Origin of the sequence: Streptomyces mauvecolor (assembly GCF_039532965.1) — a bacterium.
Classification (GTDB): domain Bacteria; phylum Actinomycetota; class Actinomycetes; order Streptomycetales; family Streptomycetaceae; genus Streptomyces; species Streptomyces violascens.
On the sequence record NZ_BAAASQ010000009.1, the window covers coordinates 364,237 to 383,222 of the forward strand.

The window sequence follows — 18,986 nt, forward strand, 5'->3', positions numbered from 1 at the left end:
GCCGTGAGGGGCGCGGGGCTGTGGCATCGTGCGGCTCCGCCGGGGGCGCGACTCAGGCGCAGCGCGCCCGCAGTCAACCCGCGACACGTCAACCCGCCTGTGTCGCAGCCGTTGACGCGGAACTTTAACGTGTCACAGCATGAGGGCGCCCCGGGCCCGCCAAGACGTAGGCCCGCTCGCCGTGGAGGACGCCGTGACCCGTCGCCGTACCGTGCCCAGAGTCCGCAAACCGCTGGCGACCGCGCTCGGCGCCGCACTCGCCGTACCGCTGCTCGCGGCCGCACCGGCCACCGCCGCCGCGCCGCAGGGTGCGGCCCCGGGCCAAGTGACCGTCACCGCACTGCGGTTCACGGTCACGGTCGGCGGCCGTACCTGCGCCGTCGACGCCGACCTCTACCGCCCGGCCGGGGTCGACAAGGCGCACCCGGCACCGGCCGTGCTCACCACCAACGGCTTCGGCGGCAGTAAGTCGGACGGTACGACCGACGCCACCGGCAGGGCGTTCGCCACCCGCGGCTACGTCACGCTCGCCTACTCGGGGCTCGGCTTCGGCACGTCGGGCTGCCTCATCTCCCTTGACGACCCCGGGATCGACGGCCGTGCCGCATCCCGGCTCATCGACTTCCTGGGCGGGACCCGTGCCGCCGACGACGGCACGCGCATCGACTACGTCACCAAGGACCGTCCGGGCGACCCGCGCGTCGGCATGATCGGCGGCTCGTACGGCGGCGCCATCCAGATGGCCACGGCCGCCGTCGACCACCGCGTCGACGCCCTCGTCCCGATGATCACCTGGAACGACCTGACGTACGCCCTCGACCCCAACAACGCGGCCGACCGCACGGTGCCCGGCGCCTTCAAATGGCAGTGGACCAACGGGTTCTACCTCATCGGCGAGAGCCAGCCCATCACGCTGCCGAACCTCGACCCGTCCCGCTGGGGCTCGCTCGGCTGTGTGCACTTCGTGCCCGGCGCCTGCGACACCATCGGACTGCTCAACTCCGGCAGCTACCCGGCCGCCGCCACCGCCGCGATGCAGCGCTACGCCCGCAGTGTCTCGCCGGCCGGCTACCTCGACCGCATCAAGGCGCCCACCCTGCTCGTCCAGGGGCAGACCGACACCCTGTTCAACCTCAACGAGGCGACGGCGACGTACAACGCGCTGAAGGACAACGGCACCACGACCAGGATGATCTGGCAGTCCTGGGGCCACAGCGGCGGCCAGGCGCCCGGTGAACTCAACATGACCCAGGGCAATTTGGAATCCAGCTACACCGGTCGGCGCATCCTGGCCTGGTTCGACCGCTACCTGCGCAAGCAGAAGAACGCCGACACCGGCCCGGCCTTCGCCTACTACCGCGACTGGCGGAGCGGCTACGGGGAGGCAGCCGAGCCGCCCCCGCTCACGCAGAAGGTGTACCTCTCCGGCGACGGCAAGCTCGTCGGCGACCGGGCGAAGGTGGCGGCCGGCAGCCGCTCCTACACCAACCGGCTCGTCCCGACGAGTCATTCGGAGAGTTCGCTGGCCGGCACGATCGGCCTGCCCGACCCCGCCCCGTACGACACCGCGGGCACCTTCCTCGGCTGGGACACCGACCCACTGAAGGCGCCCGTCGACGTGGTCGGCGCGGCGAAGGCCACCCTCAGGGTCTCCTCGCCGGCGACCGAGCGGGTGCAGAACTCGGGCAACGCCGCCGACAAGCTGGTCCTCTTCGCCAAGCTGTACGACGTGGCGCCCGACGGCACCAAGACGCTGGTGCGCCGCCTGATCGCACCGGTGCGGGTGCCGGATGTCACCAAGCCGTTCACCGTCGCCCTGCCCGGCATCGCGCACCGCTACGAGGCCGGGCACCGCATCGAGTTCGTGGTCGCCGCGAGCGACGACTCCTACCTCGGCAACAAGGGCATCAAGCCGGTGACGGTCGTGAGCGCCCCCGGCGACACGGGGACGCTCCAGCTGCCCGTCGTCAGAGGCAGGGTGAACTGACCGACGTCATGAGCGGGGGGTCGAACCGACCTGCGCGTAGCCGGGACGCACGATCTCGTCGATGATGCGACGGCGTTCCGGCAGCGGCAGGAACGCCGCCTCGACCGCGGCGACGGTGAACTCCTCGAAGACCTCCGGGCCGTAGCCGAAGGCGTCCGCCATGTGCTGGAACTCCTCGCTCATGGTCGTGCCGGACACCAGACGGTTGTCGGTGTTCAGCGTGACCGTGAAGCCGAGCCGGCGCAGCTCGTCGATCGGGTGCTTCTCGTACGAGACCGCGGCGCCGGTCTGGAGGTTGGAGGTGGGGCAGACCTCCAGGGCGATCCGGTTGTCCCGGACGTACGCGGCCAGGTGGCCGAGCGTGCCGTCCGCAGCGATGTCGTCGGTGATGCGGACGCCGTGCCCGATGCGCTCGGCGCCGCACACCTGGACCGCCTCGTGGACGGACTCGGCGCCCACGGCCTCGCCGGCGTGGATGGTGATGTGGCAGTTGTGGCGCTTGAGGTGCTGGAAGGCGGGCAGGTGCTCGGCCGGCGGGTTGCCGATCTCGCCGCCCGCGATGTCGAAGCCCGCCACCCCGCGGTCGCGGTGGGCGACGGTGAGTTCGGCTATCTCCAGGGAGCGGCGGGTGTGCCGCATGCCGGTGAGCAGCGCGCGGACGGTGATCTTCCCGCCGGTGCGGCGCTCGCCCTCGCGCAGGCCCTCGTTGACGGCGTCCACGACCTCGTCGAGGGTCAGGCCGGCTTCCAGGTGCTGCTCGGGCGCGTAGCGCACCTCCGCGTAGACGACCCCGTCGTCCGCCAGGTCCTCGGCGCACTCGGCCGCGATACGGTGCAGCGCCTCACGGGTCTGCATCACCGCGCAGGTGTGGGCGAAGGTCTCCAGGTAGCGCTCCAGGGAGCCGGAGTCCGCGGCGTCGCGGAACCACACCGCGAGCTCGGCCGGGTCCTCGGTCGGCAGGCCGGCGTACCCGCAGGCGCGGGCCAGCTCGACGATGGTGGCGGGGCGCAGGCCACCGTCGAGGTGGTCGTGGAGGACGGCCTTCGGGGCGCGGCGGATCCACTCGGCGGGGGTGACCGGAGCGGTGGCGGCAGAGTTGTCTGACAAGTGCATGAGGCGGGAGTGTACAGCGTGTCGCGCCCGTGTCCTGCGGGGGTGTCAGCAGGACTGGAGCACCGCCAGCGCGGGCGCGCCCGTCGGCAGCATGTGCTTGGCGGCCATGACGGGGGTGCCGTCGACCCGTACGACCTGGGTGATCAGGACGGCCGGGGTGTCCGCCGGGCGGTCGAGCTGCTCACCCCTGCGCCGGCCGAGCAGCGTCGCGCTGACCCCGCTGTGCGCGGTGAGCGGGACGCCCCGCGAGGCCTCGGCGAGCACGGTGAGCATCGAGACGGCGGGTTCGGCGGACAGGGCCTCTCCGAACGCGGGGTGCAGCCTGCTGAGCACGTCCTCGGGGGCCGCCCACTCATGGCTGAGGGCGACCGCGAGCGACTCGCCGACCAGCACGGACTCCCAGAACCGCAGCTCCGACCCGGCGGGCGCGAGCAGGTGCTGGGCGGTGAAGTCGGTGGGCTCCTCGCGGCTGCGCAGCAGGGCCTTCACCCGGACCGGGCCGAGCAGGTCGTCGAGCGGCTGGAGCTGTTCGAAGCCGCGCCGCGGCGGCCGGTCGTTGACGGTCCGGCCCACCCCGCGCCGTACCGACAGCAGCCCGTCCTCCTGGAGCAGGAGCAGCGCCTCGCGCAGCGCGGGCCGGCTCACCCCGAGCGCGCCCGCGAGCTTCGGCTCCGAGGGCAGGGTGGAGCCCGGGGGATAGGTGCCGTCGTGGATGGCGTCCGCGATGCGCTCGTACAGCGCGACGACCGGCCTGCGCTGCTGCCCGCTCATGGCCATGAACCTGCTCCTCCGTATGCCGGAGCTCCAGCATGACGCGGTACGCACTTGTCTGACAAGGCGGCCCCGGGCCATGGGGGGCTCACCCGTACGGCCCGCCCCACCGCACCCCGTGGCGGGGCATCCGTCAACCTGGGCGGAAGGGAGCGACGGCAGCACCAGCGGAAGGGCCGGGTCATGAGCCCCAGGGACGAGTCGAGCAGCACGAGGGGCAGAACGGGCGGCCCGTTCACACCGGCCAGGATCGCGATCCTCGCCCTCGCCGTCCTGGCGCTCGTCTTCATCTTCGAGAACACCCGACAGGTCACGATCCGCCTGCTGATCCCCGAGGTGTCGATGCCCCTGTACTTGGCGCTGCTCGCGGTGTTCGTGGTGGGGCTGTGCTGCGGCGGCTACTTCATGAGGAGACGGGGCGGCAGGTGATGCGCATGCGGACGCGCGCCGCGACGGTGACGGCGACTCTGCTCCTGGCGACAGGCGCCGGGCCGGGCACCGCCCTGGCCGAAGGGGCAGCGGCCCCGCGGCGGATGCCGGCGTTCACCGGCAAGGGCCTGGTCCAGGTCTTCAACAAGCTGGGCGCGAGAACGAAGCTGGACGTCCAGGACATCGGAGGCGCACACCGCACGGTGCTGTGGCCCTTCAACTGGAAGGTCTGCGCCCAGACCCCGGCAGCGGGCGCGCCCCTGGCCGGGCACATCAGGGTCGGCATCGGGGTGGTGAAGAAGACGGAGCGATGCCCCAAGCGGTGAGGTGCCACCCCGGACGAGGCCGAACGGCCAGGACGGTGTGGCCTCCGGGCCCGCGGCCCTCGCAGTCCAGTCGCACAGCAGGGAGTACCAGCACCGCCATGGACGTTCTCTTCGTCGCGAGCGTGGCGGCGGGTCGTCGCCGACCCGCCGCTGAGCCGCCGGCTGTTCATCGAGGCTCTTGGTCTCCCGCTGGAGGGGGAGGGCAACGGCTATTACTCCAGCGGGAACATCCCCGGCAGCAAGCACTTCGGTCTGTGGCCGCTCTCGGAGGCGGCCGAGGCATGCTTCGGCACGCCCGAGTGGCCCGCGGGCCGGGTGGTCCCGCAGGCGTCGATCGAGTTCGAGGTGGCGAACGCGGAAGCCGTCACGGCTGCCGGTGCCGAGCTCGAGCGCGCGGGCTTCGAGATGGTGCACGAGGCCCGCACCGAACCGTGGGGCCAGACGGTGGCCAGACTCCTCACGACGGACGGCCTGATCGTCGGGATCTCGTACGCCCCCGCACTGCACGACGTGCCGAACGGCCAACACCCCGGTTGAGCCCCGGCGGCCGGGGGGTCGGCACAGGAGACGCGGGCCGGGCGAATGCCCCAGGTGCGGGATCGGCTAGGCGGGGCTCACCCGGCCCAGGGGTTCCGGGAGCGGTGGCGCGGCGTACCACCGCCGGTGTACCAGCGGCTCTACGCACAGGACCGCCGCTCCCGCGACCGTTCCCACGAGAAGGGCCGTCCAGCCGCCGTCGGCAAGGGCGTTCAGGCAGGCGAGGGTCACGACGAGGGGGCGCATCAAGGTCAGCGGGCCCAGGCCCATGACCATGGCGAGCGTGCTGGCCCGGAACGGCAGGACGAAGTAGGCGGTCAGGGAGAGGGCGACGGCGGCCGCGTACAGCGTGAGCGGGAGGAGGAAGGCGGTGCCGCCTGTGCTCAAGGCGGCGTACGTGCGGGCCCGGTCGTCGGCGGACAGCAGCACGCCGAGTGCCGTGAGTACGGGCACGAGCAGCAGGGCCGCGCCCACGGCCAGGCCGCGCGCCGCCGCCCGGGCGACGGCGCGGGCCTTGCGGATCCTGGCGTCCCGTCCGGCGAAGGCGCGGAAACCGCTGAACGCCGCGTCGATCAGGCCGAGCGCGGACAGCGGCAGGGCCGGGTTCATCGCGCGGCCCCGGCGAGCTGCTCGGGGCCCACGAGCCGGCGCGAGGCGCGGCCGAGGGCCAGCCGCAGGGGTGCCTCCAGCTGCGGGCGGATGCCGAGGACCGGGCGCAGGGTGGTGCAGAAGGGGTTCGCCAGGCCCCGGGGTTCGTACAGCAAGGGGCGGATGCCGGGCACAGCCGCCGCGCGCATCAGCGTCGCGTCGCCGTGGGCGCGCAGCGCGGAGACGACACCGTCGTGGCGGCCCAGCGGGTGACGCATCCGGGCGCGGTGGAAGACCCAGGCGCCGATGGGCGCGAGCCGGGTGGCGGCGATGTCGTAGTGGCAGAAGGCGAGCGCGGGCGAGGCCGCCTGCGCCCGGAAGAACTCCGCCAGGGCGGGGCCGCGGAAATGGTGCAGCACACCGGTGGAGACGAACACGGTGGCGGCTTCCGGCAGGTCGAAGGCGTTGCCGTGGACGAAGCGGCAGGCCAGCCCCTCCTCCCGGGCCAGCCGGTCCGCTTCGTCGACCAGGGCGGCGTCGAGGTCGACCCCGACGAGTTCGACGTCCGGGCCGAGCGCGCCGGTGGCGGCGAGCCGGCGGACGAGATAGCCGAGCCCGCAGCCGACGTCGACCAGCCGCAACGGCCCGGCGTGCCCGCTCGCGCGGATGGCGGTGAACAGCGGACCCAGCACATGTGCCAGGCGCTCGCCGATGCGCAGTTCCTCGCTGAGCCTCTGCAGTTCGGTGTGCACCCCGACCATCAGCCGGTCCACGGCGGCCGGGTCGAGAACGCCGTCCGGGCCGGCCGGCAGCGCGGCGACGATACGGGCCCCGCGCCGGTCACCGCTCTCGATGAGCCGCCGCACCACGGCGGCCCGGGCGACCGGCAGACGCGTTCCGCCGACCGGGTCCGTGACGGTGATCAGGTCGGATATCTCAAGAAGGGGCACGGCCGGAACCCTAACCGCTCCTCTTCGCGCCGCTGACCTCGACAGGGCCCGTCGGAATCGGCCTAGCGTCGCCCACCCTTGTAATTGATCTTCATCGTGTCGAGGTCCGTCACCGTCGACCGCAGATCGCGGAACCCATGACCCAGCGCCCCCAGCGCGGTCTCCGCCCTGTCCTCGGCGATCGCCGCGGCCATCTCCTCGCCGTCGGCGGCGTCCGACACGACGGTGTAGCGCCACGAGAAGTGCTTCAGCACCCGGTCATAGGTGAGCGAGCCCTCCTCGGTGAAGGACATCGCGGTCAGGCCGTGATCGTCGACCTCCGCGAGCAGCCTCGCGCGCGAATCCTCGCTCAGTCCGTCCCACACGCCGCGCACGATGACCCGGTAGGTGTGCTGCTCGCTCATGTCCTGCTGTCCTTCCGTACCGTATGTCCGGATTTCCGGACGTCCGTTGCGGGTTGATCGTCGCCCACCGGGCGGAACGTGTCGATCGATATACCGCCGAGCCCCCGGCCGTCCCCCGGACTCCCTTGAAGCCGCCTCCCCGCCCCCGATCATGGCCGCATGCGACGTCTCGTGGTCATCGACGCCCCCTCCAGCCTCGGCCTGCGCCCGCCGGCCCCCGGCACCGTGCCCGGCTGCTACAAGCTCGCCGGAGCCATGCGGGAACGGGGCATCGTGCGGCGGCTCGGCGCGTACGAGGGCGGGCTGCTGCCCGATGAACTGGGCCCACTGTTGCGGGAGTTGGTGCAGTCCGAGCGGTGCGTCGGGTTCAACCTCACGATCTACGACCCCGATCTGGACCCGGACGGCACGGCGGGCGCGCTGCTCGCCGACCTCGTCGTGGGCGCCTTTGCGCAATCCTGAGCGGGGGTTCCCTGGCCGTTGTCAGTGGCGGGGTGTTCCATGGTCATCGGGGGATCGGCCGAAAAGGGCTGCCGACGCCCCGTACGAGGGAGTGAGGTTGCCTTGGCCACGACCGTGCGACGTGCCGTACTGACCCTGCCCGGCGCCCCGTTGGGCGAGCCGAACCCCCTGCCCGCGCTGCGTCCGCGCGACGAGGCGCACCGGCTCGACGAGCGGACCCGCGAAGGCCTGCCCCGGGACATGGCCCGCCAGATCGGGTACGAGCCGCTGGAGACGCTGCTGCCCGTCCGGGTCCTCGACGGCTACGGGAGAGAGCGGGGCCCGGTCGAGCTGGACACGATCGTGATCGAGAACGACCGGCTGCGCGTCACCGTCCTGCCGGGCCTCGGCGGCCGCGTCCACTCCCTGTTCCACAAGCCGACCGGCCGCGAACTGCTCTACACCAACCCGGTGTTCCAGCCCGCCGACTTCGCGCTCAACGGCGCCTGGTTCTCCGGCGGCATCGAGTGGAACATAGGAGCCACCGGCCACACCACGCTCTCCTGCGCCCCCGTCCACGCGGCCCTCGTCCCCGCCCCGGGCGGCGGCGAGATGGTGCGCCTGTGGGAGTGGGAGCGGCTGCGCGACCTCCCCTTCCAGGTAGACCTCTGGCTCCCGGACGGCTCCGACTTCCTGTACGTGGGTGTCCGCATCCGCAATCCCCACGAGAAGACGGCGCCCGTCTACTGGTGGTCCAACATCGCCGTCGAGGAGGGCGAGCGCACCCGTGTCCTCGCCCCGGCCGACGAGGCCTGGCACTTCGGGTACGACCACACCCTGCGCCGGGTGCCGGTGCCCGCGTGGGAGGGCACCGACCGGACGTACCCGCTGCGCAGCGAGTTCCCCGCCGACTACTTCTACGAGGTCCCCGACGGCGCACGCCGCTGGATCGCCTCGCTCGACGAGCGCGGCCACGGCCTCGTGCAGACCTCCACGGACACCCTGCGCGGCCGCAAGCTGTTCCTGTGGGGCTCGGGGCGCGGCGGCCGCCGCTGGCAGGAGTGGCTGACCGAGCCGGGGACCGTCGGGTACGCCGAAATGCAGGCGGGCCTCGCCCGCACCCAGCTGGAGCACGTGCCGCTCGACCCGGGCGCCGAGTTCGCCTGGCTGGAGGCGTACGGGCCGCTGTCCGCCGACCCGGCGCTCGTGCACGGCGCCGACTGGGCGGCCGCCCGCGCCGAGACCGAGGGCAGCCTGGCGCGGGCCCTGCCGCGCGCCACGGTGGAGGAGGCGTACGCCGCCTGGCGCCCGTTCGCCGACACCGAGCCGGGCGAGAGCCTGGCCACCGGATCGGGCTGGGGCGCCCTCGAAGTCCTGCGTACGGGAGCGAAGCTGCCCGGCACCCCGTTTCCCGAACTGACACTCACTCAGGAGCAGCGCCCCTGGCTGGAGTTGCTGCACAACGGAGTGCTCCCGGAGCCGCGCAAGGTGGCCCCGCCCGGCCCGACGCTGGTCTCCCCGCACTGGCGGGACATGCTGGAGACCGCGCCGGCCGACCCGCTCACCGAGTACCACCTCGGCGTCGCCCAGTGGCATGCGGGCGACCACGCCCAGGCGGTGCGCAGCTGGGAGCGCGGCCTCCCGCTCGCCCCGTCCCGCTGGCCGCTGCTGCGCTGCCTCGCCGTCGCCGACCAGCTGTCCGGCAACGCCAGCCGCGCCGCCGACCGCTATGCCGAGGCGTACGGCGACTTCTGCGAGGAGCGCAGGGACGGCGGGCCGTGGACGGCGGCCGACGCCGCACTCGGCCGCGAGGCGATCGAGGCGCTGCTCGCCGCGGACCGCCCCGCGGACGCCCGGGCGATATGGGACCGGCTGCGCCCCGCCGTCCGCGAGCGCGGCCGCTTCCGGCTCGTCGAGGCCCAGCTCCTCCTCGCGGAGGGCGAGCCGGACGCCGCCCGCGCCCTGTTCGACGCGGGCTTCGAGGTCGCCGACCTGCGCGAGGGCGCGGAAACCCTGAACGAGGTGTGGGCCCGCCTCACCGACGCCCCGCTCCCGGACCGGTACGACTACCGGATGCGCCCCGGGGAGTAGGCAGAGCCCCCCGGACAGGGGGTTTCGGCCCGCCGGCGTGACCGTTCGACCGGGCTTCGATTTGCCGACCGAAATGCGTCGGTCGACACTCGCCGGCCACCGGGTCGCCGCGCTGCGCGGCCACAGCGTCGACGCCACGCATCCGCCCACCCGACGGGCAGGCATCTCGTCGAGGCGGGGGAGCCCGCGGCAGCCGTCGTCGTCATCGAGCCGGAGGAGGCCGCCGCGACCGCCGCCGAACTGGCTCCGGCCCGCGCGACGGTGGCCCACGCGGTGATCCGCGACCCGGCGGGCTGAGAGCCCGGGTCCGAACCGGCCCGGGCCTGCGGCGTCCGCGCGGGGCCCGCGGTTCAGTACGCCGGTTTGCGGTCGACGTACTCGAAGACCGAGCCGTCGGGGTGGGCCGCGATCAGATTGCGGCCGACCGGTGTCGCGACCGGGCCCGCGATGATGCGGGCGCCGGCCGCGGTCAGGGTGGTGTGAGCGTCGTCGACGTCCTTGACGGCCACGGTCGCCGCCACCTTCCGCAGCACTTCGAGCTCCGCCTCGGGGCCGCTCATCAGCAGGAAGGCGCCGACGGCGGCGACGGACACGCCCCCGCGGTCGAAGCGGAGCGCCTGACTGCCGGTGACGCGCTCGTAGAAGACGATCGCGCTCTCCAGGTCGTCGACGCAGATGCGCAGCGTGGTCCCTAGAATCTCCATGCCCCGAAGCCTAGTTGGCGGAGATCGCCCGCGGCAGGCGATCCGGCGGCCCAGGCGGCGGGCCGACGGGCCGCGGCACGCGTCTGCGGGGTCACCCCCCTGCCGGGTCGTGGGCGCCGCCGTCGCCGGGTCGCGTCGGGCCCCCGGCCGTCCCGCCCCGAGTGGTCGGCTCGCCGTAAGGGGCGGTCGTGGCTTCCCGGACAGCCTGTTCGCTCACACGCGGCAGAGGATCTCGCCGTGCGGCACCATGAACCAGGCGTCGTCCCGGCGGCCCCACTCCCGCCATGCCTCGGAGATCGCGGTCAGTTCGTCCGCCGTGGCGTGCCCGCCGTCGACGGCCAGTTCCGCGTACGAGGAGGCGACCGTACGGTCGGCCCACAGCCCGCTCCACCACGCGCGCTCCTCCTCGGTGGCGAAGCACCAGGTGCTCGCGGAGGCCCCGATGTCCGTGTAACCGGCCTCCAACGCCCAGGACTTGAGCCGCCGCCCGGCATCCGGCTCGCCCCCGTTGGCGCGGGCCACCCGGTGGTACAGCTCCAGCCATTCGTCCAGTGCGGGCGCCTCGGGGAACCAGGTGAACGCGCCGTAGTCGCTGTCGCGCACCGCGACGATCCCGCCGGGCTTGGTGACCCGGCGCATCTCGCGCAGCGCCTGCACCGGATCGCCGACGTGCTGCAGCACCTGATGGGCGTGCACGACGCAGAACGTGTCGTCCGGAAAATCCAGCGCGTGGACGTCCGCCACCGCGAACGACATGTTTCCCAGGCCGCGTCCGGTCGCGTACGCGCGGGCCTGCTCGACGATGCCCGGCGCGTGGTCGACCGCCGTCACATGGCCGTCCGGTACGAGCGCGGCCAGATCGGCGGAGATGGTGCCGGGCCCGCAGCCGATGTCCAGGACCCGCATGTGCGGCTTGAGCTCACCGACGAGGTACGCCGCCGAGTTGGCGGCGGTCCGCCAGGTGTGCGAGCGCAGCACGGACTCGTGATGGCCGTGGGTGTAGACGGCGGTCTCGCCCGGCGTGGCCGGGGACGTCTCCTGCGACATGAGCGACTCCCTCTCCGAGAACTGAAGGGTGAACTGCCCTGGTGGTGAGCCCACTTTAGAGCGGGCACCCAGATAATGAGATGCCCGTCTTGCAATGTGGACCATTCCGCGAGACTCACCCCCCCGTCGAGGAGCGGACCCCATCGCCCCTCGCCGAAGCTCCGCACATCCAGCGGTGCGCTCTGGGTACTCGCCCCGCATGGAAACGAACCTGCCGAACCTGACGGAGCAGCTCTCCCAGGTCGTCCGGGACGCCATCAAGGACGAGCTGCGCGAACAGACGAGGAAGCAGCGCCGGGCCGCGCGCATGTACGCGGGAGCCGGGGCGGCCGCGCTCTACGGCGGTGCCGCGCTCACCGCGTTCCTGCTGCTCGCCCTCGCGATGGCGGTGCCCTACTGGGCGGCCGCGCTGATCATCGCCGTGCTGCTGCTCGGGGCCGCCGTGCTGCTGAGCCGGGGCGCCCGCGGCGGCCGGGGCGCACCCGCCGATCCGCTGTCCCGGACGCTGGAGCCCGGCGTGCCGCCCGGCGCCCCCGTCATCCCGCCGATGGTCCCGCCGGGCGCCCCCGAACCGCCGCGAGGCCCGCTCGGCGCACCCCACGACACGAGCCGCTGACCACCGGGGAAGGCGGGCGCGGTGGCCGTCCGCGCAAGGGAACAAAGGCGCCGCCCGCGCTCGTTGTCTCCCCGCCAAGCTGTGATCGACTCGGGAGGGAATCATGAGCGACCTCGCCATCCAGTACGTGGGCGGCCCCACCGCCGTCATCGAGATGGGCGGAGTGCGGCTGGTGACCGACCCCACCTTCGACGCCCCCGGCGACTATCCGATGGGTGACCGCAAGCTCGTCAAGAGCGCGGGGCCCGGCCTCGGTGCCGAGGAGGTCGGCGCCGCCGACCTGGTGCTGCTCTCGCACGACCAGCACCCCGACAACCTCGACCGGGCCGGCCGCGACTACCTCGACCGCGTCCCCGTCGTGCTCTCCACCGCCGCCGCGCACAGCAGGCTCGGCGACCGCGTCACGGTGCTGCCCAACTGGGAGACGTACCGCAGCGGGCGGTTGAGCATCACCGGCGTGCCCGCGCTGCACGGCCCCGACGGCTGCGAGCCCGTGGTCGGCGAGGTCACCGGCTTCGTGCTGCATGGGGACGGCCTGCCCACGGTGTACGTGAGCGGTGACAACGCCTCCCTCGGCCATGTGCGCAGCATCGCCGACCGCTTCGGGCCCGTCGAGGTGGCCGTACTGTTCGCGGGCGGCGCCCGCACCCCGCTGCTCGACGCCTACCTCACGCTGTCCAGCGCGGACGCCGCGGAGGCCGCCGCGATCCTGGGCGCCCGGCACGTCGTACCGCTGCACTTCGAGCACTGGGCCCACTTCAGCCAGGGCCCCGACACCCTCGTCGAGGCGTTCGGCGCGGCCGGGCTCACCGAGCGGCTGCACCTGCTCAAGCCGGCCGGACGCTTCACGCTCTGACCGCCCCGGAGGCTGTCGTACCGCCGCACTCGTAACACCCCCCGCGCCCGGCGGGCGGCACCGTACTCACGGTGCCGCCCAGCCGGGCGTCGCTGTGCCACGCCGCGCGCCACCCCGAGCGCCCGGCCGGCCCGCGCGGGTTTGATCCGCCCCGCCGTGGCTACCCGGAAGGCCTACCACGCGAGGTGACATGGCCAACAAACCGGAGAACCCCAGCGCGGTGGACGTCCTGCGGGGCGCCCGCGCCCAGCTGTCCGAACTCATCGGCATGCCCGCCGAATCCGTCTCGTCCTTCGAACGCGCCGACAACGGCTGGCAGTTGAGGATCGAGGTCCTCGAACTCGCCCGGGTCCCGGACACGATGAGCCTGCTCGCCTCCTACGAGGTCGAACTCGACGCGCAGGGCGGACTCACCGGCTACCGGCGGCTGCACAGGTACGAACGCGGCCGCGCCGACAAGAACGCCTGAGCCCCGCCCGCGCACAGGGACGCCCAAGTGGCAGCGGCGCAAGGAGCGGAAGCCGTAGGACGACTACCCGGCAACAAGCCAACAAGCCCACAGACAAGGAGGGCCGGACACCATGACGGTTGTCCCGGCACAGCAAGGCGGCAGCGGCGGCACCAGCGGCCTCTACGACGTACTGGAGCTCGTGCTCGACCGAGGGCTCGTGATCGACGCGTTCGTGCGTGTCTCCCTCGTCGGCATCGAGATCCTGAAGATCGACATACGCGTCGTGGTCGCCAGCGTCGACACCTATCTGCGGTTCGCCGAGGCGTGCAACCGCCTCGACCTGGAGGCGGGCCCGCACCGCAGCCCCGGACTGCCCGACCTGGTCGGCGAGATCACCGAGTCCGGCGCCCGCGGCAAGTCCAAGGGAGCGCTCTCGGGCGCCGCGCAGACCATCTCCGACGCCTTCAAGGAGGCCCGTGAGGAGAGCGAGCCGGAGCCGAGGCCCCGGGCCCGGCGCACCGCGTCGCGCCGGAAGGAGGAGCAGGAATGACCACGTACGTCTACGGCATCGCCCGCCGCGACCACGGCCGGCTGCCGGAGCGGATGGGCGGCATCGGCGACCCGCCGCGCCCGGTCCGCACGGTCGAACAGGGCGATCTGGTGGCACTGGTCAGCGACGCGCCGCAGGAGCTCAGGCCCAAGCGGCGCGATCTGCTCGCCCACCAGAACGTCCTCGCCGAGGCGGGCGCGGGCGGACCCGTGCTGCCCATGCGGTTCGGCGGGGTCTCGCCCGACGACGACGCCGTGAGGGCCGTGCTCGCCGAACACGAGAAACGCTATTTGGAGCGGCTCGAAGCGCTCGACGGCAAGGTCGAGTACAACGTGAAGGCCACGCACGACGAAGAGGCCGTGCTCCATCAAGTCCTGGCGGAGAACGCCGAGTTGAGGGCGATGAGCGACGCCAACCGGAAGGCCGGCGGCGGTACGTACGAACAGAAGCTGCGGCTCGGCGAACGCATCGCCGCCGCCGTGCAGCAGCGCGAGGCGACCGACGCCGTCATGGTGGAGCGCGCCCTTGAGGGCACCTCCGAGGAGCGGAGCCCCGGGCCGCAGTCCACCGGCTGGCTGGCCAACATCTCCTTCCTCGTGACGCGCGAGCACACCGCCGAGTTCGTCGCAGCCGTGGACACCCTGCGCGAGCGCGCCCCCCACCTGGTCCTCCAGGTCCACGGCCCGCTGCCGCCCTACAGCTTCACGGGGTGAGCGCGTGGGTCTCCTGAAAGAGCTGCTGCTGCTTCCCGCGGCGCCCGTCCGGGGCACCTTCTGGGTGCTCGGCCAGGTGGCCGCGGAGGCGGAGCGGCAGTACTACGACCCCGCGACCGTGCGACGCGAACTCGCCGTGCTGGAACAGCGGTTGACGGACGGTGACATAGACGAGACGGAATTCGACCGCCGCGAGGACGAGCTCCTCGACCGCCTCGAACACCCCACCCGCGCCGCCGCCGATCCCCGGAGGAACTGATGGCGAGCCCGGCCCGATTTCCCGACGCCTACCCGCCCGACGGCAGCGGTGCGAACCTCGCCGACATTCTCGAACGCGTCCTCGACAAGGGAATAGTCATAGCCGGGGACATTCGCATCAACCTTCTCGACATCGAACTCCTCACCATCAAATTGCGGCTCATCGTCGCCTCCATCGACAAGGCGAAGGAAATGGGAATCGACTGGTGGGAGGACGACCCCGCACTCTCCACCGGCGCCCGCCGCCGCGAACTGGCCAGGGAGAACGACGAGTTGAAGGAGAGGATCGCCGCACTCGAATCGGCACGGAACGCCGAGGCGGCGGAGGGAGCGGTCCGGGAGAAAAGGGCGGCGAGCTCTGAGAAGGAACAAGGTGCGGTGACCGATGAATGACGTTCGTGCACATGAAGACGAGCTGTTGTACGTATATGCCGTGACGCGGCCCTTTGCCGCCGCGCTCCCCGAAGGGGTGCGCGGGCTCGACGGGGAGCCGCCCGGCCTGATCGAGCACCGCGGCCTGTGTGCCGCGGTGAGCCGCGTCCCCGCCAAGGACTTCGACGCCGTCCCGCTCCGCGCCCACCTGGAGGACCTGGACTGGCTCGGCCGCACCGCCCGCACCCACGAGGCGGTGGTCGCGGCGCTCGCCGCGGTCACGTGCCCCGTGCCGCTCCGGCTCGCCACCGTGTGCCGCGACGAGAGCGGGGTGCGGCGGCTGCTCGACTCCGGCCGCGCCCGCTTCGTACCGGCCGTCGAACGGCTCTCCGGGCGCATCGAGTGGGGCATCAAGGTGTACGCCCAGGCCGAACAACCGTCTCCTGCGAGGGAGTTGGACGCACAGGAACCGAGGGCGGCCACCGGGCGGGACTACCTGCGTCGACGCCTGGGCGAGCGCCAGTCCCGTGACGAGATCCGGCGGCGGGCCGAAGCGCTCTCCCGCGCCATGCACGCGGAACTCTGCGAGCGGGCCGAGGCCGGGCGGCTGCACCGGCCGCAGGACGCGCGCCTGTCCGGCCGGCCCGGCGAGAACGTGCTCAACGCCGCCTACCTGGTGCCCCTCGACCGGAGCGAGGACTTCGTCGCGGCTGTACGGGACTTCGTTCCGCACAGCGAGGGCGTGCGGGTGGAGCTGACCGGGCCCTGGGCCCCCTACTCGTTCGCGGGCGGGCCGGACGACGGGCATGGCCAAGAAGGCCAAGAAGGCCGGGAGGAGCGGTGAGCGGCGACGGCGCAGCGCTCGCGCAGCGCGAGGTCGCCCTGGTGGACCTGCTCGACCGGCTGCTCGCCGGCGGCGTGGTCATCACGGGCGACCTCACGCTGCGGATCGCGGACGTGGACCTCGTACGCATCGACCTGAACGCGCTGGTGAGTTCGGTCGGGGCCGGAGTGCCGTCCCCGTTCGACGAGTTCGAGTACGAGGAGTCCGAGGAGCCGGTATGACGGACAGGGCGGATATGACCGACGTGGTGAACGGCAAGCACCCCTACGGGCACAGGAGCGAGAGCGGCGGACCCCGGCGTCGGGTGGAACTCGACCCCGACGCCGTCGAGCGGGATCTCGCGCGGCTGGTCCTGACCGTCGTGGAACTTTTGCGTCAGTTGATGGAGCGTCAGGCCCTGCGCCGCGTCGAGACCGGCGAACTCACCGAGGACCAGGAGGAGCGGATCGGGCTCACGCTCATGCTCCTGGAAAACAGGATGAGCGAGCTGAGGTCGACATTCGGGCTGCGCCCGGAAGATCTCAACATCGACCTCGGCCCGCTCGGCCCCCTGCTTCCGAGGGAGAGTTCCTGAACCTTTCGCTACCACCTGTACCAGCGCGACCGGCCGGACGTCGTCGTCGAACGCATCAGGAATCCGAGCAGCCACACGACGAGCACGATGATCGCGATCCACCAGAGAATCTTGACCGCGAATCCGAGACCGAACAGAAGAAGTGCGAGAAGCAGGACGAGAAGAATCGGGACCATGATGTGTACCTCCTTGCTACCGAGTTCCCCGGAATTCCGTTCCTAAGCCGGGAGTTGAGCCTGACGCTCTGTACCGCCTTTTCGTCGTTCGGGCCGCAGGTGAGTTCAAGGGCGGACCTGCGGCCGGTACACCGTCAATGCCTCCGGAAGCTTGTCCAGAGTCAACTCCCGTGGAGCTGCGGCCACTTCACCGTCGTAGGCCAGCGACGTGCCGGGTGCAAGGCCCGGGATCCTGAGGCGGGCCATCCTGCGCGAGGTGTGGACGGGGGAGCGGTGCAGCGGGCCCGCCAGGGCGGCGGCGAGAAGGCGGAGACCGGGCAGCCGGCCGCCGCGTACCGCGCGTACGTCCAGCAGGCCGTCCGCGAGGTCGAAGCGGCGCGCGGGGGCCGGGCCCAGGCGCTGGTAGACGCAGTTGCCCGCGAACAGCAGCCACAGCGCGGGGCGGCTTCCCCCGGGATCGGCCCTCAACGGCCTTTCCCCGCGCAGCACTTCGTAAGAGCCGAGGATGCCCGCGGCCCAGCTGCCGATGCGCGGTGACCAGCGTTCCCGCACCCGTACGAGCTCCGGATAGACGCCCAGGCTGAACGTGTTGAGGAAGTACCCGGCGTCCGCACCGTCCGGGCCGGGCCGGAACCGGCCGAGGTCCACCCGTACCGCGTCGCCCGAGGCCAGCGCCCGGCAGGTGTCCTGGACCTCCTCGATGCCGAGGTCGAGGGCGAAGTGGTTGAGGGTGCCGCCGGGGAACACGGCCAGCGGCACTTCGAGGCGGGCGGCGACGGACGCTGCCAGGTTGACGGTGCCGTCGCCGCCGCACACCCCGAGCACCCGGCCGCGGCCGGCCGCCTTCTCCAGGGTGGCAGGCAGGTCGTCGGGGTCGCACTCGACGACCTCGGCGAGCGGGAGAGCCGCGCGCACCAGCGCGGCCTTCGCGAGCGCGGTGCCGGACGCCCGGTTGGCGACCACCACCAGGTCCTGCCCGGCGGGCAGCGCGGGCGCGTCGGCGTGCGGGCGGCCGGGCGGCGGAAGCTGGGTGCGGGTCGGCACGAGCCCGCGTACGGCGAGGGCGGCGCCCACCCCGAGGGCCGCGCCCGCCACCACGTCGCCCGGGTAGTGCACCCCGGTGTACACGCGGGACGCCGCCACCGAGAAGCCCACCGGGGCGAGGGCCGCGCCCCACGCCCGGGACTCCAGGGCGACGCCGGTCACGAAGGCAGCGGCGGACGCGGCGTGGCCGGAGGGGAACGACGTGGTGATCGGGCGGCGCTTCAACTGGCGCACCAACGGCACCGCGTCGAGCAGCGGGCGGGCCCGGCGTACGGAGCGCTTGGCCACGGTGTTCACCGTCAGCGAGGCCAGCGCCAGCGAGGCGACGCCGCGCAGCGCCGCCCGGCGGGCCCGGGGTGAACGGGTCGCGCCCATCGCGGTGGCCGCCGCGAACCAGAGCGCGCCGTGGTTGGCGGCCCGGCTCAGCCGCGGCAGCACGGTCTCTGCGGCCGGCCAGTGCCGGGTGGCGGCGAAGTGGAACAGCGCCCGGTCGTGGGCGCCGAGTCGCTTGTGCCAGGTGGAGTGCGTCATGGTCCGCGAGTACCCGGCCGCCCCCAGCCCAACCGGGCCCCACCTGGGATCGGTTGCCCGGCAGGGCGATTTCACGCTCCTTCGAGGCGCCCCGCGTGCCGCCTCGGGAAGCGCGGTTGTCGGGTGCGGGCCGCATGCGGCCGGTCGCGCAGTTCCCCGCGCCCCAAGGGCATGACGGTGTCCCGGGTGTCCTAGTGACCCGTCACATCCCCCAGGGTCACCATGCCGAGCGGCCGCCCCTCCGCCACCACCGGCAGCCGCCGCACCGCGTGGCGGCGCATCAGGGTCACCGCCGTCGCCACCTCGTCGTCCGGGCCCACACACACCGGCGGGCGCGTGCACACCGCCTGGGCGCTGACGGTCAGCGGATCGACCCCTTCGGCGACCGCCCGCAAGGTGATGTCCCGGTCGGTGAGCACCCCGATGACCCGGCCGGCCCGGGTGACCAGCACGTTCCCGATGTCCTGGGCCCGCATGAGCTGAGCCGCCTCCACCAGTGAGGCATCGGGCGGCACGGCGGTGACGCCCGCCGTCATCACTTCCCGCACGAAACGTGCCATGGCTGCGCGCCCCGATTCTCTTGATCCGTAGGGGTCTGTGGGGATCCGCAGGT

General features: G+C 72.7%; 25 protein-coding genes and 1 pseudogene. 16 read left to right on the forward strand and 10 right to left on the reverse strand.

The features are described from left to right. The first annotated feature begins 139 nt into the window (after positions 1-139). Positions 140-1,987, forward strand: coding sequence for a CocE/NonD family hydrolase (locus ABD346_RS14135; protein ID WP_344374946.1), 1,848 nt, complete (start codon positions 140-142; stop codon positions 1,985-1,987). Positions 1,988-1,993: 6 nt separating this feature from the next. On the opposite strand, the gene ABD346_RS14140 is transcribed toward ABD346_RS14135, so the two are convergent. Further along, positions 1,994-3,100, reverse strand: a complete 1,107-nt coding sequence (locus ABD346_RS14140; protein WP_344374948.1) for an adenosine deaminase — start codon at positions 3,098-3,100, stop codon at positions 1,994-1,996. A gap of 45 nt (positions 3,101-3,145) precedes the next feature. After that, positions 3,146-3,877: a GntR family transcriptional regulator gene (locus ABD346_RS14145; RefSeq protein ID WP_344374950.1), complete on the reverse strand. Its 732-nt coding sequence runs from the start codon at positions 3,875-3,877 to the stop codon at positions 3,146-3,148. A gap of 177 nt (positions 3,878-4,054) precedes the next feature. On the opposite strand from ABD346_RS14145, the gene ABD346_RS14150 reads away from it, so the two are divergent. The 3 genes from ABD346_RS14150 to ABD346_RS14160 all read left to right on the forward strand — a co-directional run bounded on the left by ABD346_RS14150 (position 4,055) and on the right by ABD346_RS14160 (position 5,163). Further along, on the forward strand, positions 4,055-4,300 hold the full coding sequence (locus ABD346_RS14150; RefSeq protein WP_344374951.1) for a LapA family protein: 246 nt from the start codon (positions 4,055-4,057) through the stop codon (positions 4,298-4,300). A 5-nt stretch (positions 4,301-4,305) separates the two neighbouring features. Beyond that, complete coding sequence (locus ABD346_RS14155; RefSeq protein WP_344374953.1) at positions 4,306-4,626, forward strand: hypothetical protein; 321 nt, start codon at positions 4,306-4,308, stop codon at positions 4,624-4,626. A 189-nt stretch (positions 4,627-4,815) separates the two neighbouring features. Next, on the forward strand, positions 4,816-5,163 hold the full coding sequence (locus tag ABD346_RS14160; RefSeq protein WP_344375145.1) for a VOC family protein: 348 nt from the start codon (positions 4,816-4,818) through the stop codon (positions 5,161-5,163). 66 nt (positions 5,164-5,229) lie between these two features. Here the strand turns inward: ABD346_RS14160 and ABD346_RS14165 are convergent, their stop codons facing one another. The 3 genes from ABD346_RS14165 to ABD346_RS14175 form a co-directional block, all read right to left on the reverse strand. Next, entirely contained in the window at positions 5,230-5,772 is a 543-nt protein-coding gene (locus ABD346_RS14165; protein WP_344374955.1) for a hypothetical protein, read from the reverse strand. Further along, positions 5,769-6,701, reverse strand: coding sequence for a class I SAM-dependent methyltransferase (locus ABD346_RS14170; RefSeq protein ID WP_344374956.1), 933 nt, complete (start codon positions 6,699-6,701; stop codon positions 5,769-5,771). The genes ABD346_RS14165 and ABD346_RS14170 overlap by 4 nt, the downstream gene beginning before the upstream one ends. Positions 6,702-6,763: 62 nt before the next feature. Continuing rightward, positions 6,764-7,105 (reverse strand): DUF6204 family protein, encoded by a 342-nt coding sequence (locus ABD346_RS14175; RefSeq protein ID WP_344374958.1) that lies wholly within the window; start codon positions 7,103-7,105, stop codon positions 6,764-6,766. Between the two features lie 159 nt (positions 7,106-7,264). On the opposite strand from ABD346_RS14175, the pseudogene ABD346_RS38615 reads away from it, so the two are divergent. Continuing rightward, positions 7,265-7,414, forward strand: a pseudogene (locus tag ABD346_RS38615) (arginase family protein); the annotation flags it as partial. Positions 7,415-7,669: 255 nt separating this feature from the next. After that, entirely contained in the window at positions 7,670-9,637 is a 1,968-nt protein-coding gene (locus tag ABD346_RS14185; protein WP_344374961.1) for a DUF5107 domain-containing protein, read from the forward strand. 350 nt (positions 9,638-9,987) lie between these two features. Here ABD346_RS14185 and ABD346_RS14190 read toward each other — a convergent pair whose 3' ends face one another. Then, positions 9,988-10,341 (reverse strand): VOC family protein, encoded by a 354-nt coding sequence (locus ABD346_RS14190; RefSeq protein WP_344374962.1) that lies wholly within the window; start codon positions 10,339-10,341, stop codon positions 9,988-9,990. 213 nt (positions 10,342-10,554) lie between these two features. Then, the gene (locus tag ABD346_RS14195) at positions 10,555-11,388 is read right to left on the reverse strand and encodes a class I SAM-dependent methyltransferase (RefSeq protein WP_344374963.1); all 834 of its coding nucleotides are present in this window, start codon (positions 11,386-11,388) and stop codon (positions 10,555-10,557) included. Positions 11,389-11,587: 199 nt separating this feature from the next. On the opposite strand from ABD346_RS14195, the gene ABD346_RS14200 reads away from it, so the two are divergent. The 10 genes from ABD346_RS14200 to ABD346_RS14245 all read left to right on the forward strand — a co-directional run bounded on the left by ABD346_RS14200 (position 11,588) and on the right by ABD346_RS14245 (position 16,622). Continuing rightward, positions 11,588-12,004 carry a phage holin family protein gene (locus ABD346_RS14200; protein WP_344374965.1) on the forward strand — a complete coding sequence of 139 codons (417 nt, stop codon included), beginning with the start codon at positions 11,588-11,590 and terminating at the stop codon, positions 12,002-12,004. A gap of 103 nt (positions 12,005-12,107) precedes the next feature. Beyond that, positions 12,108-12,860 carry an MBL fold metallo-hydrolase gene (locus ABD346_RS14205; protein ID WP_344374966.1) on the forward strand — a complete coding sequence of 251 codons (753 nt, stop codon included), beginning with the start codon at positions 12,108-12,110 and terminating at the stop codon, positions 12,858-12,860. 190 nt (positions 12,861-13,050) lie between these two features. Next, a complete protein-coding gene (locus ABD346_RS14210) occupies positions 13,051-13,329 on the forward strand; it encodes a gas vesicle protein GvpO (RefSeq protein WP_344374968.1) in 279 nt (92 codons plus the stop codon). Positions 13,330-13,441: 112 nt separating this feature from the next. Continuing rightward, on the forward strand, positions 13,442-13,861 hold the full coding sequence (locus ABD346_RS14215) for a gas vesicle structural protein GvpA (RefSeq protein WP_189963243.1): 420 nt from the start codon (positions 13,442-13,444) through the stop codon (positions 13,859-13,861). Continuing rightward, positions 13,858-14,574 carry a GvpL/GvpF family gas vesicle protein gene (locus ABD346_RS14220; RefSeq protein ID WP_344374969.1) on the forward strand — a complete coding sequence of 239 codons (717 nt, stop codon included), beginning with the start codon at positions 13,858-13,860 and terminating at the stop codon, positions 14,572-14,574. Before ABD346_RS14215 ends, ABD346_RS14220 begins: the two co-directional genes overlap by 4 nt. Before the next feature lie 4 nt (positions 14,575-14,578). Beyond that, positions 14,579-14,833 carry a gas vesicle protein GvpG gene (locus ABD346_RS14225; protein WP_344374971.1) on the forward strand — a complete coding sequence of 85 codons (255 nt, stop codon included), beginning with the start codon at positions 14,579-14,581 and terminating at the stop codon, positions 14,831-14,833. Further along, the gene (locus ABD346_RS14230) at positions 14,833-15,225 is read left to right on the forward strand and encodes a gas vesicle protein (RefSeq protein ID WP_344374972.1); all 393 of its coding nucleotides are present in this window, start codon (positions 14,833-14,835) and stop codon (positions 15,223-15,225) included. The genes ABD346_RS14225 and ABD346_RS14230 overlap by 1 nt, the downstream gene beginning before the upstream one ends. Next, positions 15,218-16,048, forward strand: a complete 831-nt coding sequence (locus ABD346_RS14235; protein WP_344374973.1) for a GvpL/GvpF family gas vesicle protein — start codon at positions 15,218-15,220, stop codon at positions 16,046-16,048. The genes ABD346_RS14230 and ABD346_RS14235 overlap by 8 nt, the downstream gene beginning before the upstream one ends. Next, positions 16,045-16,269, forward strand: a complete 225-nt coding sequence (locus tag ABD346_RS14240; protein WP_344374975.1) for a gas vesicle protein — start codon at positions 16,045-16,047, stop codon at positions 16,267-16,269. The genes ABD346_RS14235 and ABD346_RS14240 overlap by 4 nt, the downstream gene beginning before the upstream one ends. Positions 16,270-16,283: 14 nt before the next feature. Further along, positions 16,284-16,622 (forward strand): gas vesicle protein K, encoded by a 339-nt coding sequence (locus tag ABD346_RS14245; protein WP_344375146.1) that lies wholly within the window; start codon positions 16,284-16,286, stop codon positions 16,620-16,622. An 8-nt stretch (positions 16,623-16,630) separates the two neighbouring features. Here the strand turns inward: ABD346_RS14245 and ABD346_RS14250 are convergent, their stop codons facing one another. The 3 genes from ABD346_RS14250 to ABD346_RS14260 form a co-directional block, all read right to left on the reverse strand. Continuing rightward, positions 16,631-16,798, reverse strand: coding sequence for a hypothetical protein (locus tag ABD346_RS14250; RefSeq protein ID WP_053728731.1), 168 nt, complete (start codon positions 16,796-16,798; stop codon positions 16,631-16,633). Between the two features lie 105 nt (positions 16,799-16,903). Next, positions 16,904-18,373, reverse strand: coding sequence for a bifunctional phosphatase PAP2/diacylglycerol kinase family protein (locus tag ABD346_RS14255; protein ID WP_344374977.1), 1,470 nt, complete (start codon positions 18,371-18,373; stop codon positions 16,904-16,906). A 191-nt stretch (positions 18,374-18,564) separates the two neighbouring features. Next, positions 18,565-18,933, reverse strand: a complete 369-nt coding sequence (locus ABD346_RS14260; protein ID WP_344374978.1) for a CBS domain-containing protein — start codon at positions 18,931-18,933, stop codon at positions 18,565-18,567. Positions 18,934-18,986 lie beyond the last annotated feature (53 nt).

Bases quoted from the DNA above. Each gene is read 5' to 3' on its own strand.
- ABD346_RS14135 (WP_344374946.1), top strand. From the start codon at position 140: ATGAGGGCGCCCCGGGCCCGCCAAGACGTAGGCCCGCTCGCCGTGGAG.
- ABD346_RS14140 (WP_344374948.1), bottom strand. From the start codon at position 3,100: ATGCACTTGTCAGACAACTCTGCCGCCACCGCTCCGGTCACCCCCGCC.
- ABD346_RS14145 (WP_344374950.1), bottom strand. From the start codon at position 3,877: ATGGCCATGAGCGGGCAGCAGCGCAGGCCGGTCGTCGCGCTGTACGAG.
- ABD346_RS14150 (WP_344374951.1), top strand. From the start codon at position 4,055: ATGAGCCCCAGGGACGAGTCGAGCAGCACGAGGGGCAGAACGGGCGGC.
- ABD346_RS14155 (WP_344374953.1), top strand. From the start codon at position 4,306: ATGCGGACGCGCGCCGCGACGGTGACGGCGACTCTGCTCCTGGCGACA.
- ABD346_RS14165 (WP_344374955.1), bottom strand. From the start codon at position 5,772: ATGAACCCGGCCCTGCCGCTGTCCGCGCTCGGCCTGATCGACGCGGCG.
- ABD346_RS14175 (WP_344374958.1), bottom strand. From the start codon at position 7,105: ATGAGCGAGCAGCACACCTACCGGGTCATCGTGCGCGGCGTGTGGGAC.
- ABD346_RS14190 (WP_344374962.1), bottom strand. From the start codon at position 10,341: ATGGAGATTCTAGGGACCACGCTGCGCATCTGCGTCGACGACCTGGAG.
- ABD346_RS14195 (WP_344374963.1), bottom strand. From the start codon at position 11,388: ATGTCGCAGGAGACGTCCCCGGCCACGCCGGGCGAGACCGCCGTCTAC.
- ABD346_RS14200 (WP_344374965.1), top strand. From the start codon at position 11,588: ATGGAAACGAACCTGCCGAACCTGACGGAGCAGCTCTCCCAGGTCGTC.
- ABD346_RS14205 (WP_344374966.1), top strand. From the start codon at position 12,108: ATGAGCGACCTCGCCATCCAGTACGTGGGCGGCCCCACCGCCGTCATC.
- ABD346_RS14210 (WP_344374968.1), top strand. From the start codon at position 13,051: ATGGCCAACAAACCGGAGAACCCCAGCGCGGTGGACGTCCTGCGGGGC.
- ABD346_RS14215 (WP_189963243.1), top strand. From the start codon at position 13,442: ATGACGGTTGTCCCGGCACAGCAAGGCGGCAGCGGCGGCACCAGCGGC.
- ABD346_RS14220 (WP_344374969.1), top strand. From the start codon at position 13,858: ATGACCACGTACGTCTACGGCATCGCCCGCCGCGACCACGGCCGGCTG.
- ABD346_RS14230 (WP_344374972.1), top strand. From the start codon at position 14,833: ATGGCGAGCCCGGCCCGATTTCCCGACGCCTACCCGCCCGACGGCAGC.
- ABD346_RS14235 (WP_344374973.1), top strand. From the start codon at position 15,218: ATGAATGACGTTCGTGCACATGAAGACGAGCTGTTGTACGTATATGCC.
- ABD346_RS14245 (WP_344375146.1), top strand. From the start codon at position 16,284: ATGACCGACGTGGTGAACGGCAAGCACCCCTACGGGCACAGGAGCGAG.
- ABD346_RS14250 (WP_053728731.1), bottom strand. From the start codon at position 16,798: ATGGTCCCGATTCTTCTCGTCCTGCTTCTCGCACTTCTTCTGTTCGGT.
- ABD346_RS14255 (WP_344374977.1), bottom strand. From the start codon at position 18,373: ATGACGCACTCCACCTGGCACAAGCGACTCGGCGCCCACGACCGGGCG.
- ABD346_RS14260 (WP_344374978.1), bottom strand. From the start codon at position 18,933: ATGGCACGTTTCGTGCGGGAAGTGATGACGGCGGGCGTCACCGCCGTG.